The organism is Shewanella jiangmenensis, assembly GCF_018596335.1.
In the GTDB taxonomy this organism is placed as follows: Bacteria; Pseudomonadota; Gammaproteobacteria; order Enterobacterales; family Shewanellaceae; genus Shewanella; species Shewanella jiangmenensis.
Map to the genome: position 1 here is coordinate 1 of NZ_JAHEPS010000015.1, position 16,949 is coordinate 16,949.

14 protein-coding genes are annotated in these 16,949 nt (G+C 57.2%); 8 read left to right on the top strand and 6 right to left on the bottom strand.

The window, feature by feature from the left end; translation table 11 throughout:
• The 3 genes from KJI95_RS18770 to KJI95_RS18780 form a co-directional block, all read right to left on the bottom strand.
• A partial coding sequence (locus KJI95_RS18770) for a beta strand repeat-containing protein (RefSeq protein ID WP_214508742.1) occupies positions 1-4,405 on the bottom strand: 4,405 nt, incomplete at its 3' end.
• A 317-nt stretch (positions 4,406-4,722) separates the two neighbouring features.
• Positions 4,723-5,889, bottom strand: coding sequence for a heme biosynthesis HemY N-terminal domain-containing protein (locus tag KJI95_RS18775; protein ID WP_214508743.1), 1,167 nt, complete (start codon positions 5,887-5,889; stop codon positions 4,723-4,725).
• On the bottom strand, positions 5,886-7,139 hold the full coding sequence (locus tag KJI95_RS18780; RefSeq protein WP_214508744.1) for a uroporphyrinogen-III C-methyltransferase: 1,254 nt from the start codon (positions 7,137-7,139) through the stop codon (positions 5,886-5,888). Before KJI95_RS18780 ends, KJI95_RS18775 begins: the two co-directional genes overlap by 4 nt.
• Between KJI95_RS18780 and KJI95_RS18785 the strand changes: the two genes are divergently transcribed.
• On the top strand, positions 7,138-7,392 hold the full coding sequence (locus KJI95_RS18785) for a hypothetical protein (protein ID WP_214508745.1): 255 nt from the start codon (positions 7,138-7,140) through the stop codon (positions 7,390-7,392). The genes KJI95_RS18780 and KJI95_RS18785 overlap by 2 nt on opposite strands.
• Before the next feature lie 103 nt (positions 7,393-7,495).
• On the opposite strand, the gene KJI95_RS18790 is transcribed toward KJI95_RS18785, so the two are convergent.
• Positions 7,496-8,227, bottom strand: coding sequence for a uroporphyrinogen-III synthase (locus KJI95_RS18790; RefSeq protein WP_214508746.1), 732 nt, complete (start codon positions 8,225-8,227; stop codon positions 7,496-7,498).
• 2 nt (positions 8,228-8,229) lie between these two features.
• Positions 8,230-9,162, bottom strand: coding sequence for a hydroxymethylbilane synthase (gene hemC, locus KJI95_RS18795; RefSeq protein WP_214508747.1), 933 nt, complete (start codon positions 9,160-9,162; stop codon positions 8,230-8,232).
• A gap of 207 nt (positions 9,163-9,369) precedes the next feature.
• Here hemC and KJI95_RS18800 point away from each other — a divergent pair, with 207 nt between their 5' ends.
• Positions 9,370-11,853: a class I adenylate cyclase gene (locus KJI95_RS18800; RefSeq protein WP_214508748.1), complete on the top strand. Its 2,484-nt coding sequence runs from the start codon at positions 9,370-9,372 to the stop codon at positions 11,851-11,853.
• Positions 11,854-11,866: 13 nt separating this feature from the next.
• Here the strand turns inward: KJI95_RS18800 and cyaY are convergent, their stop codons facing one another.
• Positions 11,867-12,199 (bottom strand): iron donor protein CyaY, encoded by a 333-nt coding sequence (cyaY, locus tag KJI95_RS18805; RefSeq protein WP_214508749.1) that lies wholly within the window; start codon positions 12,197-12,199, stop codon positions 11,867-11,869.
• Between the two features lie 80 nt (positions 12,200-12,279).
• Between cyaY and lptM the strand changes: the two genes are divergently transcribed.
• From lptM to KJI95_RS18835, 6 genes are all read left to right on the top strand, one after another.
• Positions 12,280-12,462, top strand: coding sequence for an LPS translocon maturation chaperone LptM (gene lptM / locus KJI95_RS18810; protein ID WP_214508750.1), 183 nt, complete (start codon positions 12,280-12,282; stop codon positions 12,460-12,462).
• Between the two features lie 28 nt (positions 12,463-12,490).
• Entirely contained in the window at positions 12,491-13,735 is a 1,245-nt protein-coding gene (gene lysA, locus KJI95_RS18815) for a diaminopimelate decarboxylase (protein ID WP_214508751.1), read from the top strand.
• A 62-nt stretch (positions 13,736-13,797) separates the two neighbouring features.
• Positions 13,798-14,625 carry a diaminopimelate epimerase gene (gene dapF, locus KJI95_RS18820; RefSeq protein WP_214508752.1) on the top strand — a complete coding sequence of 276 codons (828 nt, stop codon included), beginning with the start codon at positions 13,798-13,800 and terminating at the stop codon, positions 14,623-14,625.
• A complete protein-coding gene (locus KJI95_RS18825; RefSeq protein ID WP_214508753.1) occupies positions 14,622-15,257 on the top strand; it encodes a DUF484 family protein in 636 nt (211 codons plus the stop codon). The genes dapF and KJI95_RS18825 overlap by 4 nt, the downstream gene beginning before the upstream one ends.
• Positions 15,258-15,259: 2 nt before the next feature.
• Positions 15,260-16,150, top strand: a complete 891-nt coding sequence (xerC, locus tag KJI95_RS18830; protein ID WP_214508777.1) for a tyrosine recombinase XerC — start codon at positions 15,260-15,262, stop codon at positions 16,148-16,150.
• Positions 16,150-16,866, top strand: a complete 717-nt coding sequence (locus KJI95_RS18835; RefSeq protein ID WP_214508754.1) for an HAD-IA family hydrolase — start codon at positions 16,150-16,152, stop codon at positions 16,864-16,866. Before xerC ends, KJI95_RS18835 begins: the two co-directional genes overlap by 1 nt.
• The last annotated feature ends 83 nt before the right edge of the window (positions 16,867-16,949 follow it).

Sequence of the window (16,949 nt, forward strand, 5' to 3'; positions counted from 1 at the left end):
CCGACACGGTGAAGGCTTCATCACCTTCGGCATAAACGTCGTCCACGGTGGTGATGGTGAAGGTGGCAGTCTTGCCATCGGCACCAATCACGGCCTGCACGGTTTCAATGATGTCTTCACCACTGGCAGTGGTGTAGCTGTAGCTCAGGGTGACAATGCTGCCAACCGGGGCGGGCTCGCTTAGGGTAACGGTGTAGCTGCCGGTGGTCTCGCCTTCGGTGACTGAGCCTGGGCCGGTGAGGGTGACAGTGACAGTGTCTTCTTCGCCGGGGACTTCTGGGTCAACCGGAGACGCTGCATCCTTAATGGTGGTGGTGACGCTGGCGCCGGTGAGGTCCAGCTGCTCAAACACGTTGTTGCCGCCAACGGTGATACCGCTGACCGACACGGTGAAGGCTTCATCGCCTTCGGCGTAGACGTCATCCACGGTGGTGATGGTGAAGGTGGCAGTCTTGCCATCGGCACCAATCACGGCCTGCACGGTTTCAATGATGTCTTCACCACTGGCGGTGGTGTAGCTGTAGCTCAGGGTGACAATGCTGCCAACCGGGGCGGGCTCGCTTAGGGTAACGGTGTAGCTGCCGGTGACTTCGCCTTCGGTGACTGAGCCTGGGCCGGTCAGGGTGACAGTCACTGTGTCTTCTTCGCTGGGGACTTCTGGGTCAGTTGGAGACGCTGCATCCTTGATGGTGGTGGTGACGCTGGCGCCGGTGAGGTCCAGCTGCTCAAATACGTTGTTGCCGCCAACGGTGATACCGCTCACCGACACGGTGAAGGCTTCATCGCCTTCGGCATAGACGTCGTCCACGGTGGTGATGGTGAAGGTGGCAGTCTTGCCATCGGCACCAATCACGGCCTGCACGGTTTCAATGATGTCTTCACCACTGGCGGTGGTGTAGCTGTAGCTGAGTGTCACAATGCTGCCAACCGGGGCGGGCTCGCTTAGGGTCACGGTGTAGCTGCCGGTGACTTCGCCTTCGGTGACTGAGCCTGGGCCGGTCAGGGTGACAGTGACGGTGTCTTCTTCGCCGGGGACTTCTGGGTCAGTTGGAGACGCTGCATCCTTGATGGTGGTGGTGACGCTGGCGCCGGTCAGGTCCAGCTGCTCGAACACGTTGCTGCCGCCTGGGGTCTGAATACCGCTCACCGACACGGTGAAGGCTTCATCGCCTTCGGCATAGACGTCGTCCACGGTGGTGATGGTGAAGGTGGCAGTCTTGCCATCGGCACCAATCACGGCCTGCACGGTTTCAATGATGTCTTCACCACTGGCAGTGGTGTAGCTGTAGCTCAGGGTCACAATGCTGCCAGCCGGGGCAGGCTCGCTCAGGGTCACGGTGTAGCTGCCGGTGGTCTCGCCTTCGGTGACCGAGCCTGGGCCGGTCAGGGTGACAGTCACTGTGTCTTCTTCGCCGGGGACTTCTGGGTCAGTTGGAGACGCTGCATCCTTGATGGTGGTGGTGACGCTGGCGCCGGTCAGGTCCAGCTGCTCGAACACGTTGCTGCCGCCCGGAGTCTGAATGCCGCTCACCGACACTGTGAAGGCTTCATCGCCTTCGGCATAGACGTCGTCCACGGTGGTGATGGTGAAGGTGGCAGTCTTGCCATCGGCACCAATCACGGCCTGCACGGTTTCAATGATGTCTTCACCACTGGCACTGGTGTAGCTGTAGCTCAGGGTCACAATGCTGCCAACCGGAGCCGGGTCACTCAGGGTCACGGTGTAGCTGCCGGTGGTCTCGCCTTCGGTGACAGAGCCTGGGCCGGTCAGGGTCACAGAGACTGTGTCTTCTTCGCCGGGGACGGCTTCATCAACAATATTCGTGGTGGCACTGTTGTTGCCGCCCACAGTGGCATTGCCGCCACTGACATTGCCGATGGTAATGGTGAAATCTTCAGAGCCTTCGGCGTACACATCATCAATGGTGTTGATATTGACGATGACGCTGGTTTGTCCGGCGGGGATCACCACGCTGACCACACCGGTAAAATCGGTGCCATCAACTGCGGTACCGGAATAGGTGAAGTTAACGGTGATATCTTCAGTCGCCGCTTGGCTGAGGCTAACGGTGAAGCTTGCGGTATCGCCTTCGCTGACGTCAGTTTGATTGGCGCTGATGCTGACTTCGGGATAAACCACGTCGCCATTATCTGAGTCGGTGCCTGTGTTGCCGGCAGTGTCGGTGACGCTAGCGTCGGCGGTGTAGCCACCTTCAGGCAGCGGACTTGCCACGTCCACTGCGTAGCTGCCGTCTTCATTGACTGTGGTGGTCAGGGTTTGAGTGCCACCATTGCTGTCGGTGATGACGATGGTAATAGTGCTGCCGGGTGCTGCATCTGTAGTGCCGGTAATAGTTGGCGTATCGTCGGTGGTGTTATCAGGCGCTTCAACGGTAATTACCGGCGCGGTGACATCCACGCTGCCGTCATCGGTATCGGTGCCGGTGTTGCCGGCAGGGTCGGTGACGCTGGCATCGGCGGTATAACCGCCTTCAGGCAGTGGGGTAACCACATCAACAGCATAGGTGCCGTCTTGGTTTACCGTGGTGGTCAGCGTCTGGGTGCCGCCATTCACATCGGTCACGACTATGGTAACTGTGCTGCCGGGCTCGGCATCTGTGGTGCCTGTGATAGTAGGCGTGGTGTCGTTGGTGTTGTCGGGCGCATCAACGGTAATCACCGGTGGAATGGTATCCAGCACAGCAGAGTCGCTGCCTTCAGGGGATACATTACCTGCCTGATCGGTAACGGTGGCAACCACGGTAATGGTCTGGCCTTCACCGGGTGATGGCAGATCCAGATTAACAAAACCGTTATCGATATCGGTTTGTGTCAGCACGATTTGTGTGCCGTTTACTGTCAGTGTATCGCCTGCGATTGCACCGGTTGGGGTGATGTCGATGGTGACATTGACTGTAGTGGAGTCGCCCAATTCCTGATTATTGATAAAGCCGTCGTTATCGGCGTCTGTGTTGATAACAACGTTAGGGCCTTCACCGCCGACTGGAGTCACATTGATGGTCAGGGTGGCAGTGGCGCCGGTATTGGTGGTGTAGGTTACAGTGGGGACTGTGCCATTCCAGTTGTCATTCGGGGTAAAGGTGTAGCTGCCATCGGCGTTAATCACCAGCACGCCACCTTCGAGGGTGACGCTGGTGCCAGCCACGGCGGTGGTGCCGTTGACAGTGAAGCTGGCAACACTGAGTTCAGAATCAATGTCTGTGTCATTGTCGAGCACATTGCCGCTGGCAACTGTGCCTTCTGACACTGTTACTGAGTCATCTGCTGTGATGGTTGGGTCGTCAACCGGAGTCACGTTGATGGTCAGGGTGGCAGTGGCGCCGGTATTGGTGGTGTAGGTCACAGTAGGGACTGTGCCATTCCAGTTGTCATTCGGGGTAAAGGTGTAGCTGCCATCGGCGTTAATCAGCAGCACGCCACCTTCGAGGGTGATGCTGGTGCCAGCCACGGCGGTGGTGCCGTTGACAGTGAAGCTGGCAACACTGAGGTCAGAATCAATGTCTGAGTCATTGTCGAGCACATTGCCGCTGGCAACTGTGCCTTCTGACACTGTTACTGAGTCATCTGCTGTGATGGTTGGGTCGTCAACCGGAGTCACGTTGATGGTCAGGGTGGCAGTGGCGCCGGTATTGGTGGTGTAGGTCACAGTGGGGACTGTGCCATTCCAGTTGTCATTCGGGGTAAATGTGTAGCTGCCATCGGCGTTAATCACCAGCACGCCACCCTCAAGGGTGACTGCAGTGCCTGCGGTGAAAGTGCCGCCGTTAACCTCGAAGCTGAACACGCTGAGGCTGGAATCTATATCTGTATCGTTGGCAAGCACGTTACCGCTGGCGACTGAGCCTTCTTCCACGGTAACGCTGTCGTTGAGTGCCTGTGTCGGGTAGTCACCAGGTTGTTGGGGCTCCTGGAGTCCGGAATCGGTGGCAAGCGGTGTGCCTGTGGTGTCGTAGCCTGAGCTCGCCAGCGTTTCGCTGCCGGCACGGGCCAGTGACACATAGCCTGAATTGCCTTCGCTGCCGGCAGTGGCAACACCGGCTGCGGTTTCAGGCAGATCGGCTGTCGGATCGCCGCCTGCGGCAATTTGAGCCTGCAACGCTTCAATCTCGTTGATTGCGTTGGGATCGATATCGTTGATAGCGTTTGGATCAACCGGCTGCGCCGCTTGCTGCGGGTCTGCTTCCGGCTTGGCATCGGCCTCATCCAGGGTAGTGCCGTCATCAAGAACCAGCTCGAAGCGGGTGTTGTCGGCGACCAGCAGGACTGCGCCTTCTGGAATAGTGTCACCGGCAAGCACAGGCTTGGAGTTGCCTTCGGTATCCATACTGATTTGCCCATCCACAAACTTGAGCATCCCATTTTTCGGTGTGATAAACGAACCCATAACAAGCTCCCAACAGCTTATATTCGATACATTTTTTGTCTGAAAGTAGACAAAAAGATCCCAACTTAAGAATTAAATTTTACTCGGAAAATACACTTAAGTCAATTTTTTGACATAGATCAAAACCATTAATAACTATAGCTTTTTTTGCAGTTTTTTGACGCTTTTATACTAATTTTGACCATCACTATGTGGTGTTTATTAACAGTAGAAAACACTAGATATAGTGCAAATAAGTTACAAAAAAGAAGGCGCCCTCACAGATGAACTGCGAGAGCGCCTTGATATTGTTAACTAAATGTTGAATGCCGTGCGGATTAGGCCATTGCCGCCTTACGGTAGTGCGAAAGTGCCATTGCCGTTTCGCCCAGCTGCTCATTCAGTGTAGCCAGCGCCAGCCAGTTTTCGCGGGCCGGATCCAGCTCACAGGCCTTTTGTAAATGAGTGTGTGCGGCCTTGAAATCCCTGCTCTGCAGGCAAAGGGTTGCCATGCATTTGTGGTATTCGGGCACATCGTCATAGCGGCCGCCAAGCTTGGCGAGCTGAGTCAGTGCCTGGGTATCGTCAGCGCTTATCACCCGGGGCAAGGCATCCAGCACCGCAGCTTCGGCGTGGGTATTTATATCTTTGAGCAGCAGCTTCAGCGCTTCTTCTCGCTTACCAAGTTTGCCAAGCCCAAGTGCATAGGTGGCGAGGTTGGCGCTGTGCTGCTTGTCGCTGCGAGACAACCACTGCCACTCTTTCTCGAGCGCTTCAAGACTTTGGTTTGCAGCGCGCTGCAGCAGGTTAATGTTAATTTTTTGTGTCAGCAGACCAAGCTGAACCTCAGATAATACCGCTTGCTTACGAATGGCAGGCAGCAGCTCACGCAGTGCCGGCCAGTCCTGCTGAGCCTGATAGACATCGAGGGCAAGCTTAACCACAGGCGCTTTGCTCTTGCTCGACGGTTGCAGTTTGTCCAGGATTTCGCGGGCACGCTCGAGTTGGCCCTGCTGCAGCAGGTAACGGGTGCGGCTCGTCATCACGGCGAGCTCTGCCATGGGCTCTTTGGCAGCCCTGTCGAGATAGCCATCGCGCTCGGCGTATTTGCCCTGGCGCTGGGCGGCACGTGCTGCGGCCAGCAAATTGAGTGCAGGCAGCTCGCCTTTATTGGCGCCCTTAGTCATAAAGTGCTCGGCATCCGGCCAATCTTCTTCGGCCAGTGCCAGCGCGCCACTTAAAGTGTGTCGCTTCGCAGCATTGCGGCGCCAGCGCTCCGGCAAATAGCGGCTGCCAAAAATGACCCTGAGCAACCATCGCACCAGCCGCTCGGCCAGGGTAAACAGCAGATACCCTACAACCAGCATGATGCCGGCGAACACCAGACTTGTTTCGAGTTCGTAATCACCCGCAGCCAGGTAAAGATAGCCTGTGTTGCCGATGAGGTACGGGCTCAGGCACAGACCAGCGAGAACGATGCCAAGATAAATCAGGGGGCGGATCATAAGCGCATCTCCTGACTTGCTGCATTGGCTTCAGGAGAGGGCTGGGGTGTCAGGCCTGGCTCTTGATTTCCGGGCTCTTGCTCTCCGGGCTCTTGAGTTACCGGAACGGGCTCGCTGGACTCTTGCTCTGCGGGAGTTGGTGCTTCAGCACCGGACTCATCGGGGTTTCTTTCATTCGGGCTTGGCTCATTGGGATTGGGTGCTTGCGCGCCTTCCTGCTCGAGCGGCTGCTCCTGCGCTTCCCCGGCGTGCGGGCTTGGCATCACGCCGTCCTGCATCACGCCGTCCTGTAACACTCCATCTTGTATCAAGGCACGCAGCAGATCGCTCGCCCTGAACTTGCTCACCGGCACCGCATCAATCCGCAGCGCTGACAGCTTGTCCAGATGGCTGCTGATACTGCCACCGCTGCCTTGCTCGAGGCTGAAATACTGCTTGACCCAGCCGTTGGCCATGGTGATGGCTTCGCCAAAACTCGCTTCATCGTGGCGATACAGGGCAAGTTGTGCCTGCAGGAGTTTGGCGCGGATATTTTCTTTGAGGTACCACTCCTGCTGCGGTGACAGAAGAGGGGTGATGTCACTGGCGCGGTGGCGCACCGTTATAAAATCGTTCACCAGCGCTTTCCAGCTCTTGGCAAGATTGCTTTGCCAATCGTCGATAGAGCTGCTGAGGTTTTCATCCCGCACCGGTTGGTAGCTGTTTTGACTGCGACCCGGCTTCAGCGCGTCCAGTTGCAGCATGATTTCATCGAGCGCATACACATTGCTGGCGATATCGATACTGCGGATGGCGCCAACCTGCACTATATCGGCGGCGAGCGCTTTACGAAGCGGCAGCAACGCCGTGTCCTGCATCGCGGCAATTCGCTCATCAGCTGCCTTGAGCAGGCTCAGCGCCGTGGCCGGGTCCTGCTCAAGCCACAACTTGCGACCGGCCATGCGCACCAGATAATCCGCCTCGGCAATCAGCCAGTCATCGGGCGTTTTTTGTGCCAGATTGGCAAGCCGGCGCTCAAGCGCGATTTGGTCGGTCGTCAGGCGGCCAAGCTCCGCCTCAAGCTGTGCAATCTGCTGCTGACGCTGCTCCAGCTGATTGATACGAGCCACGGGCTCTTTGAGCGATACTGCGGCGTTTTCTTCCAGCGCCTTGGTGTGATGAAACTGCACTATTAACTGCTGATACAGATAATAGCCACCGGCGAGCGCGGCGCCGCCCATGGAAAGTGACAGCAGCACTGCAAGGCGCATGCTCCAGGAACTCGAGCGGCTTACCGGCGCAGATGTCTCGGTGCGTGATGCCGATGCGCCGGATGTCGAAGCTCTGGAAGTTGAGGAGCTGGAAGCTGAAGATGCAGCCGCAGCAGGCTTGGCGGTATCCGCACTGGTGTGCTCAGCACTTTTGTCATCAGCGCCATTGTGCTCAGCTGCGGTGCCCGGCGCCGAAATGTCCTTGTCAGCGTCTGGCGCGGTGCCGGTCGTGGGGGTGTCGTTGCTTGACTGAGCCTCTAAAGCCCGGCGCTGAGCGTCTTGCTGTTGGTTTTCCATGAAACGGTCCTTGATGCTAAAAAGCGTTCAATTCAGGGAAACCAAAGCAGCAATCCAAATCACATGGCCAATGCTTCCAGCACGGCGGTCTGATTTGCTGCTCCGGCGTTGGTAACTATGTCGAGTCCCAGCTCCCTTGCCCGGAGTTCGACCCGGGCGCTGGGCACTATGATATGACAGCTGCCAAGCCAGGCAAAACTGTCTTTCGGTACGAGATTTATCAGGTTTTCCAATACTTCGCCACTGGTGACCACTATGGTGTCTATGCCAAAGGCCTGCCAGTCGCGGCAAAGCTGTTCGCCATCGAGTTTAGGGCAGGCGCGGCGGTACACTTCAAGATACTGCACCTGAGCGCCGCGACGTTGCAGGGCTTCGGCCATGGCTTCGCGCCCGCCCACACCCCGAACTATGCAAATACACTTGTCGTCAACATCCGCAAGCCCGGGCAGGGTCAGCAGGCCTTCGGTGGCCTGACTGTCGTCCGGGGCGCGCTGATTGGGAACCCCAAGGGCAAGCAGTGCCTCGGCGGTGGCATCGCCCACGGCAAACACCGGTGGCAGGCCTGCTGGCCACTCGTTTGAGTCTGTCAGCCAGGCGCTGGCAAACTGCACCGCACTGGTGCTGATAAAGATAAGGATGTCGGCACCGTAAAAGTACCCAAGCTGCTCATCCGTGACCGCAATCGGCTCAACCGCCAGCAGCGGCTGAACCAAATGGGAGATTCCTTGTGCGTTAAGCGCCTCCGTCATGGCGCCGTTTTTGCCTTCCGGGCGGGTGAGCAGCACCTTCATGCTCAGCCCCTGTGGTAAACCGCGTCCAGGATGGTTTTGGCGCCGCGGCTGAGCAGGTCGTCGGCAAGCTTTTCACCCAGGCTCAGAGCATCGTTTTTATGGCCGCTGATTTGGCCGGTGATGACCTCGCTGCCATCGGGATTGCCCACCAGACCACGCAGCAACATGTTGTCTCCGTCGATTTCGGCAAAGGCGCCGATAGGTACCTGGCAACCACCCTCAAGGCGGGTGTTCATGGCGCGCTCGGCCAGTACCCGCAGGCGGGTTTCTTTGTGCTCAAGCGGGGCGAGCAGGGCTTTTACCCTTGCATCGTCGGTGCGGCATTCGATGCCCACGGCGCCCTGACCGTTGGCCGGCAGCGACTCATCAGTGCTGATAAAGCTGGCGATGCGCTCGGCGAGCTTCAGGCGGATAAGTCCGGCGGCGGCGAGGATGATGGCGTCGTATTCGCCTGAGTCGAGTTTGGCCAGGCGGGTGCCAACGTTACCACGCAGATCTTTAATCACCAGATCCGGACGGCGGGCGCGCAGCTGGCACTGACGGCGCAGGCTTGAGGTGCCGACAACGGCGCCTTTTGGCAGCTCGTCGATGCTGCGGAAGCTGTTGGAAACAAAGGCATCGCGCGGATCTTCGCGCTCACAAATCACTTCAAGGCCCAGGCCTTCAGGAAACTCGACCGGTACGTCTTTCATCGAGTGCACCGCGATGTCGGCTCTGTCTTCCAGCATGGCAACTTCGAGCTCTTTGACGAACAGCCCCTTGCCGCCCACCTTGGCCAGCGGTGTGTCGAGGATGACGTCGCCCTTGGTGCTCATGGGCAGCAGCTCTACCACCAGGCCGGGATGAATGCGCTCAAGCTCAGCTTTTACAAACTCAGCCTGCCACATGGCGAGGGGGCTTTTGCGGGTGGCGATACGAATAAGGTTTTGAGACATGCCGATATTCCATCTTTTTGGTCTGCGTTAATTGCGCCAATGCTAACATTGCAATCCGCTCTATGTAAGGAACGGCTGTCGCATCTTTGTTCTGCAATAGGCAGTTTTGAGGATGAAAGTGTGATCTTGGTCCCAAAACTTGGCGGTGATTAAAACGGGTGTTAGCATGGTTTCACTCTCTCCCATGGATTGGCGAACCCCACCAAGATGATAGCGCAGAGCCGATGGTCAACCTCATCGCTCGGTTTGGCTGAGCGATTGAACCGGGTGCGTATGGCCCGGGCACTGGCGCTGCTGTCGCCGCTGAAACGCCATCTTTTTCATGCTATTCCACTGCTGCTGCATTTTCACGGCGCGAGGTTGCCCGGCTATAACGGCCACGTCACCCCGTGCGGCATTGCCGGTTTTGATCCCAAACCCGAGCATCACAGCGCGGCCGAGGTGTTGTCCCTCGGGCTTCCGAGTCTTCGCTCCGATTGGCCCCATGCGATTGAAGGCGTGTACGCCATGGGCAGCACCGGCAGCTTTGGCCAGAACCCTCAAAGCGATGTGGATGTGTGGGTCATTCACGAGCAAAAGCTCGCCGAAGATGAGATAGCGCTGTTGGCGGCCAAGCTCAAACTGCTGACCAAGTGGTTTGCCAGCTTTGATTTTGAAGTCAATTTTTATCTGGTTCATCCCCATCAGTTCAGGGGTGAGCGCCCCAGCGGCGATGATCTCAAGCGTCAGCTTGGGGTGGAACACAGTGGCAGCGCCCAGCATTGGCTGCTGTTGGAAGAGTTTTACCGCACCCAGATTTGCCTTGGTGGCAAGCCCTTGTATTGGTGGCCCGGTGCCCGTGTCGGCAGCGAAGGCCTGTGGCTTGGTGATGTGCAAAGTTTGCCGGCAAGCGAGTACTTCAGCGCCTCGCTGTGGCAACTTTATAAAGGCCTCGCCAAACCCCATAAGGCACTGCTCAAAGTATTGCTGCTTGAAGCCTATGCCTGGCGATATCCGGACACCGAGCAGCTCAGCGCCCGGGTGTGGCAGCGCACAGTTGAAGGTGACTTCTCGGCGGCTAACGATCCGTATTTCCTGCTTTATCAAGTGATTGAAGAGTACTTGCTGGCCATTGGCGATTTCAGGCGGCTGGAGATAGTACGGCGCTGTTTTTACCTTAAGTGCGGCGTGCGCCTGCGCCAGGAAGATCAGCCCAAAGACTGGCGCTACCTCAAGATGCAGCTGCTGGTCAGCGACTGGCAATGGCCCGAAACCCTGATTGATACCCTCGATGCCTGCGAGAGCTGGCATTGCGGCGAGCTGCAATGGTTTAACGCCCAGCTGAACGAGCTGATGCTCGCCAGCTATCAAACCCTGCTGCACTTTGCATCGCGCCACGGCATCAGCGAAGCGCTGAAAGTTGCCGACCTTGGCATGCTTACCCGTAAGCTGCACACCAGTTTCAGTGAAGATAATCATCTGATCCCAAAACTGAATCTATTGTGGAGCCAGCAGGTTGGCGAGCCGCAGCTTACGGTGATCACCAGCCAGGCCGATGGCACTCATTACTTGTATAGACAAGCTCCGCAGGCCAATGCATTCAAGGGTGAGGCGGCGGTATTTGTGTCGGGGCATCTGGCATCGCTGCTTTTGTGGGCGGCGATAAATGGCGTCTCTACTCCCGACACCCAATGGCACTGGTATGGCGATCGCAAGGCCGGCGCTCGCCTTGAGCAGGCAAGCCGTAAGCTGCAGGAGATGATTGCCGATGTGGATTTAAGGGTCTCGAAACAGGACCTGTGTCAGCCCTGGTTTTACCGCAAGCTGATTTTGCTGGTAAACCTTGAGAAAGACCCAACCCCGGACTGGCACGGCCAGGAAGTCATGATAGACATGATGAACGCCAACCTGTTTTCCCTTGGCAGGCAGCGGCTTAATATGCTCGGCTCGGTCGATGTGCTCTGTTACAACTCCTGGGGTGAATGGCATTGTCATCACTTTGAAGGCGAACAGGCACTGCTGAAGGTAATGACCTTTGTCGCCCCGGGGATCCGCCGCGCCGGTGGCCGGGTGGATGGCAACAGCAGTGTTACGTTGCCGGAGCTTGTCGATATCCGCTCCCAGGTGGATTTACGTACCATAGGCTGCAGCGTGCGGTTGCAGCCGCAGCTCGAGCTTGCGGTGCACAGCCTGCTCAGGCAGGTGGCGCGGCTGACCTGCCAGGCCAATGTGTCGTCCACGCTGGTGCAGCCGCTTAGGATTGGCGATAAAAATTACGGCCTTTTTTTCAATACATTGGGTGTGGCGTTTGAAGATTTGGCCGATGCCCCGGCCATTTATCGGCAGATGAGCCATGGCAATCTGCTCACTTTGCCGCGCCCGGAACTGGGCGACGATCCTTTTGCCAGCGTGCCAGAGCTTATTCAGGATTACGCCACCAAAGATGTGATCCAATATTTCCTGCGCCAGCGGGAGGAGGGGATAGACGTGTTTATCCTCAATGCCGAAAACGAGCTGAGCCACTATGTGCAGCACGGCACCACGGTCGAGGCGCTGGTGAGCAAGGTCAGTCAGCAGTATGCGTTTGAGGGGCTCTATGAGGTGCGCGGCCGTTTTAATTTGCCGCAATTCTTCCAGCTTGAGCGCCTGCAGGGGGAACTCAGAGCCCAGCCGGTAGGCATGGCCAGGCAGGATTTGGGGGCCGAATTCTAACCCCCGCGAGGCATTACCAGCACAGGTTCAGATTGGCCTGACGCTTGATTGAGTCTTTCAAAAACGGCATAAATTCGCTGCCGCCGTTGCGCTCATCAATCCACTTACCCTCTTTAAAACCAAAGTGATAGCCACCAAAACGGGTCGCCAGCCACACTTCGTGCAAGGGCTCCTGCTTGTTGATGACAATCTTGGAGCCATCTTCGAACGTCAGTTGCAGCACACCACCTGAGCTGTCGATGTCCACATCGGCATCGTCATTGTCGATGGCATTCTCAATCGCCGTTTCTATGATGTTGAACATGTCATCGGCCAGCTGGTGAAACTCAGTGTCTGTCATCGCCATGTGTGTTGATCCTTTTCAATCCTGGGCTTGAGTGCGATTATAAAGCCAAATCCGCGCTATATGCATTTAAGTTGAGAAAAATGAGACTGTATTTATCCCTGTTGCTTGTTAGTCTGCTGCTTTCGGGTTGTGGCCAGAAAGGCCCGCTTTATAAGGCTCCTGAGCCTGAGCAAAATCAGGCCGAGCCTGCTGCCAAGGCCGATGCCGGGCAGGCGTCAGTCGTCGAAGACAATCAAAAAGCAACGATTAAAAACAGCAACTAAGAACAACAATCGATAAGGATGTACACCAGTGGACCATTTCCTCTACCGTAATGAGCGTTTGTTTGCCGAGGACTGCGATGTCGAGCAGCTTGCCAAAGACTATGGCACGCCCCTGTATCTCTACTCCCGCGCGACGCTCGAGCGCCACTGGCATGCCTTCGACAGTGCGGTATCGTCCCATCCACACCTGATTTGCTACGCGGTAAAGGCCAACTCCAACCTGGCGGTGCTCAACGTGCTGGCCCGTCTTGGCAGCGGCTTTGATATTGTGTCCGGCGGCGAGTTGTCGCGGGTGTTGGCGGCGGGCGGCGACCCGGCCAAAGTGGTGTTTTCCGGCGTGGGTAAAACCGTGGCCGAAATGGAGCTTGCGCTTAACACCGGCATCATGTGTTTTAACCTTGAGTCCGGCGCCGAGCTTGAGCTTTTGAACGAAGTGGCAGGCCGTCTTGGCAAAAAAGCGCCTGTGTCGTTGCGAGTGAATCCGGACGTGGATGCCGGCACCCATCCTTACATCTCCACCGGTTTGAAAGAAAACAAGTTCGGTATCCCTATGGATGAAGCCGAGCTGCTGTTTGCCCGCGCCGCCGAGTTGCCACACCTTGAGGTGACCGGCGTTGATTGCCACATCGGCTCGCAGCTTACTGAACTTAAGCCATTCCTCGATGCCATGGACCGTATGCTGGCACTGATTGACCGTCTGGCGGCGCAGGGCATTGTGATTGAACACTTCGATGTGGGCGGTGGCCTTGGTGTGACCTATAACGGCGAAACCCCGCCACATCCGGATGTCTATGCCGCCGCCATCCTTGAAAAGCTCAATGGGCGTCCGCTGAAACTGATTTTTGAGCCGGGCCGTGCCATTGCCGCCAACGCCGGTGTTTTTGTGACTCAGGTGCTCTACACCAAGGACAACGGCGACAAGCGCTTTGTAATTGTCGATGGCGCGATGAACGACCTTATCCGCCCATCCCTGTATGGCGCATGGCAGAACATTATTCCGGCGGTGAAGACCGACCGCGCCACTACCCGCTGCGATGTGGTGGGCCCTGTATGTGAAACCGGTGACTTTTTGGGTAAAGACAGGGAGCTTGCCGCCGGCAGCGGTGATTATCTGGTGGTGCGCAGCGCCGGTGCCTACGGCTTTACCATGTCATCCAACTACAATACCCGCCCCCGCGCCGCCGAGGTGATGGTGGATGGCGACAAGGCCCATCTGGTGCGCGAGCGCGAAAAACTCAGTCAACTCTGGCAAGGAGAGCAACTCCTGCCGTAAACTGGGGAAAGTAGCCGATTTTTGGGCGCCGGAGCGTGGCTTCGGCGCTAAGGAAGCATAGCTTGATCCACTTCACCAAGATGCACGGTCTGGGCAACGACTTTATGGTTGTCGACGGCGTGACCCAAAACGTGTTCTTTTCGCCGGAGCAAATTCGCCGTTTGGCCGACCGTAACTTCGGTATTGGTTTCGACCAGCTGCTGCTGGTTGAGCCGCCTTACGATCCGGATCTGGATTTTCATTACCGTATCTTCAATGCCGATGGCAGCGAGGTTGAGCAGTGCGGCAACGGTGCCCGCTGTTTTGCCCGCTTTGTCAAAAACAAAGGCTTGACCCAAAAGCATAAAATCAGAGTCAGCACCAGCGCCGGCAAGATGACCCTGCGCCTTGAGCGCGATGGCGGCGTGACGGTGAACATGGGCGTGCCCATTCTCGACCCGGCGCAAATTCCCTTTAAAGCCAAAAAGGCCGAAAAGACTTACCTTTTGCAGGCGGCGCAGCAGACTTTCTTGTGCGGCTCAGTGTCCATGGGTAACCCCCATGTGGTGCTGGAAGTGGACGACATCAACACTGCGCCTGTGGCCGAAGTGGGCGCACTGCTGACCCGCCATGAGCGTTTTCCCAAGGGCGTCAACGTTGGCTTTATGCAGGTGATAAACCAAGAGCATATTAAGCTCAGGGTATACGAGCGCGGCGCGGCCGAAACACTTGCCTGCGGCAGCGGCGCCTGTGCGGCGGCCGTGGTTGGCCAGCTGCAGGGCAAACTGGGCACGCGGGTACGAGTGGATTTACCCGGCGGCACCCTCAGCATTAACTGGGAAGGCGAAGGCAAGCCGCTGTGGATGACAGGCCCGGCCCAGCAGGTTTATGAGGGGCAAATTCAGCTATGAGCGATGTGGAACTGAGCGCGCAGCCGCCCTTTGATGAACTGCTTATCCGCGAATATCTGTTGGATAACCCTGATTTTTTCGCCCGCTATCCCGAAATTCTGCTGGCGATGCGCTTGCCCCACGGCGAGCGCGGCACCGTGTCTTTGGTGGAGCGGCGCCAGGAATTGCTCCGAAACCGGGTAAATCAGCTGGAAGAAGAAATCACCGCGCTGATGACCGAGGCGCGCCGCAACGAAAAAATCTTCCGCTTCAATAACGAACTTCAGTTCAAACTGCTTGAGTGTGAAGACCTTGGCGAAGTGCGTCAGTGCCTGTCTGAGGCGCTGATGGGCGAGCTTGGCTTTACCCATGTGCGGCTTATCACTGTCCATGAGAAAGACAGCGAGCTTGGCAACATCTCCACTAACCGCTTGTCCCGTGGTTACTATTTTGGCCGGCTGACGGCGCTTGAATCCCGGCGGCTGTTTGGCGCTGAGGTGGGCTCGGTGGCGCTTATTCGCCTGTCTGAGCATTGTGGTCAGGTGGTGTTTGCCATTGCCAGTCAGGATCCGGCTCACTTCCATCCGGAAATGGATAACCTGCTGCTGGATCAGCTGCGCCGCCTGCTCGATCACCTGCTGCCAAGGTTGTAATGATGGCCGGCCAAGCCGACTGGCTCGAACGCTTTACCCGCTTTTTGGCGACCGAGCGCCAGCTGTCGCCAATGACAGTGCGCAATTACCGTTTTGAACTTGAGCGCGCCATGGCGATGCTGGATAACAAGCCGTGGCAACAGGTTAGCCGTCAGGAGCTGGCGGGGCTGTTGGCAAAGCTTCATCGTCAGGGGCTCGGGCCGCGCTCTTTGGCGCTGACTGCCTCTGCGCTCAAGCAATTTGGCAAGTTTCTCGTTAAAGAAGGTCTGCTCGATGCAGACCCCGCCGCTACCCTCAAGGCCCCCAAACAGCCCAAAACCCTGCCGAAAAACCTTGATGTGGACTCGGTCAGCCACCTGCTGGAAGTCGCGCCGGAAGACTGGATTGCGGTGCGCGACCGTGCCGTGATGGAGCTGTTTTACTCCTGTGGCCTGCGTCTTGCTGAACTCGCGGCGCTCGATTTGCAACACCTTGATTTACAAAGCCGCGAAGTGCGGGTTATGGGTAAGGGCAGCAAGGAGCGGATTTTGCCGGTGGGCAAGGTCGCCATCGATGCCATTCAGGCCTGGCTTGGCAAGCGCTCTGAGCTGTATTGTGCGGATAACGCGCTGTTTATTTCGAGCCGCGGCACCCGCTTAAGCCATCGCAGTATTCAGGTACGCATGGAAAAGTGGGCGCAAATTCAGGGGCTTGCCGTGGGCGTGCATCCACACAAGCTCAGGCACTCCTTTGCGACCCATATGCTTGAATCCAGTGGCGATTTGCGTGCGGTGCAGGAGCTGCTGGGGCACGCTAACCTCGCCACCACCCAGATTTACACCAGTCTGGATTTTCAGCACCTGGCCAAGGTGTACGACTCAGCCCACCCAAGGGCGCGCAAGAAGGATGACTGATGCAGATTTTCCGGCGGCTTAAGCCCATCCATGCCATCAGTTTTGATTTGGACGACACTCTTTACGACAACCGGCCGATAATCCTCGCCGCCGAAGCGGCGCAGCTTGCGTTTTTGCATCAACAGTTTCCCGAAAGCCGCCACTGGGGAACCGCTGAGTGGCGCCATCACAAGCTTGAGCTGATGGCAAAAGAGCCTTTGCTTGCCCACGACCCGACCCGCCTTCGGCTCGCGACGCTGCGAAGCGGTCTTAAGCGTCTTGGGCTTGAAAGCGATGACGCCAATCGCGGCGCAGGCGCTGTGATGGATGAATTTCTTTATCATCGCAGCAACTTTGCGGTGCCCGAGGCGAGCATTAAGGTGCTGCGTGCGCTTAGTTCCCGCTTTACCCTGATTGGCCTCACCAATGGCAATGTGGATGCGGACCGGATTGGCCTTGGCGAGCTGTTTGCCTTTGTGATCAAGGCCGGTGACGGACTTAAGATGAAGCCCCACGGCGACCTCTTTACCCTCGGCTGCGAGCGTCTTAAGGTGCTTCCTGAAAATCTGCTCCACGTCGGCGACAGCCACAAAGCTGATGTCGCGGGGGCGCTGCGGGCGGGCTGTATGGCGGCGCTGCTTAATCCCGCCCAGGGGCAGGCTTTGGCGGCTCCTTTGCAGTCACCACTGCCGCACCTTTGCCTTCCCCAGCTGCAGTCGTTGCTGGGATTGTTGTGATCTGCACACAAAAAATCACAAAATTATCATTTAATTAACATCGCCGAGCTGATAGCCTTATCCTGTTTGGAACGTTTTTATTT

Excerpts from the sequence above, each read along its gene's own strand:
- lptM (WP_214508750.1), top strand. The coding sequence starts at position 12,280 with ATGAGACTGTATTTATCCCTGTTGCTTGTTAGTCTGCTGCTTTCGGGT.
- KJI95_RS18835 (WP_214508754.1), top strand. The coding sequence starts at position 16,150 with ATGCAGATTTTCCGGCGGCTTAAGCCCATCCATGCCATCAGTTTTGAT.
- KJI95_RS18785 (WP_214508745.1), top strand. The coding sequence starts at position 7,138 with ATGCTCCAGGAACTCGAGCGGCTTACCGGCGCAGATGTCTCGGTGCGT.
- KJI95_RS18780 (WP_214508744.1), bottom strand. The coding sequence starts at position 7,139 with ATGCGCCTTGCAGTGCTGCTGTCACTTTCCATGGGCGGCGCCGCGCTC.
- KJI95_RS18825 (WP_214508753.1), top strand. The coding sequence starts at position 14,622 with ATGAGCGATGTGGAACTGAGCGCGCAGCCGCCCTTTGATGAACTGCTT.
- xerC (WP_214508777.1), top strand. The coding sequence starts at position 15,260 with ATGGCCGGCCAAGCCGACTGGCTCGAACGCTTTACCCGCTTTTTGGCG.
- KJI95_RS18800 (WP_214508748.1), top strand. The coding sequence starts at position 9,370 with ATGATAGCGCAGAGCCGATGGTCAACCTCATCGCTCGGTTTGGCTGAG.
- hemC (WP_214508747.1), bottom strand. The coding sequence starts at position 9,162 with ATGTCTCAAAACCTTATTCGTATCGCCACCCGCAAAAGCCCCCTCGCC.
- cyaY (WP_214508749.1), bottom strand. The coding sequence starts at position 12,199 with ATGGCGATGACAGACACTGAGTTTCACCAGCTGGCCGATGACATGTTC.
- KJI95_RS18790 (WP_214508746.1), bottom strand. The coding sequence starts at position 8,227 with ATGAAGGTGCTGCTCACCCGCCCGGAAGGCAAAAACGGCGCCATGACG.
- KJI95_RS18775 (WP_214508743.1), bottom strand. The coding sequence starts at position 5,889 with ATGATCCGCCCCCTGATTTATCTTGGCATCGTTCTCGCTGGTCTGTGC.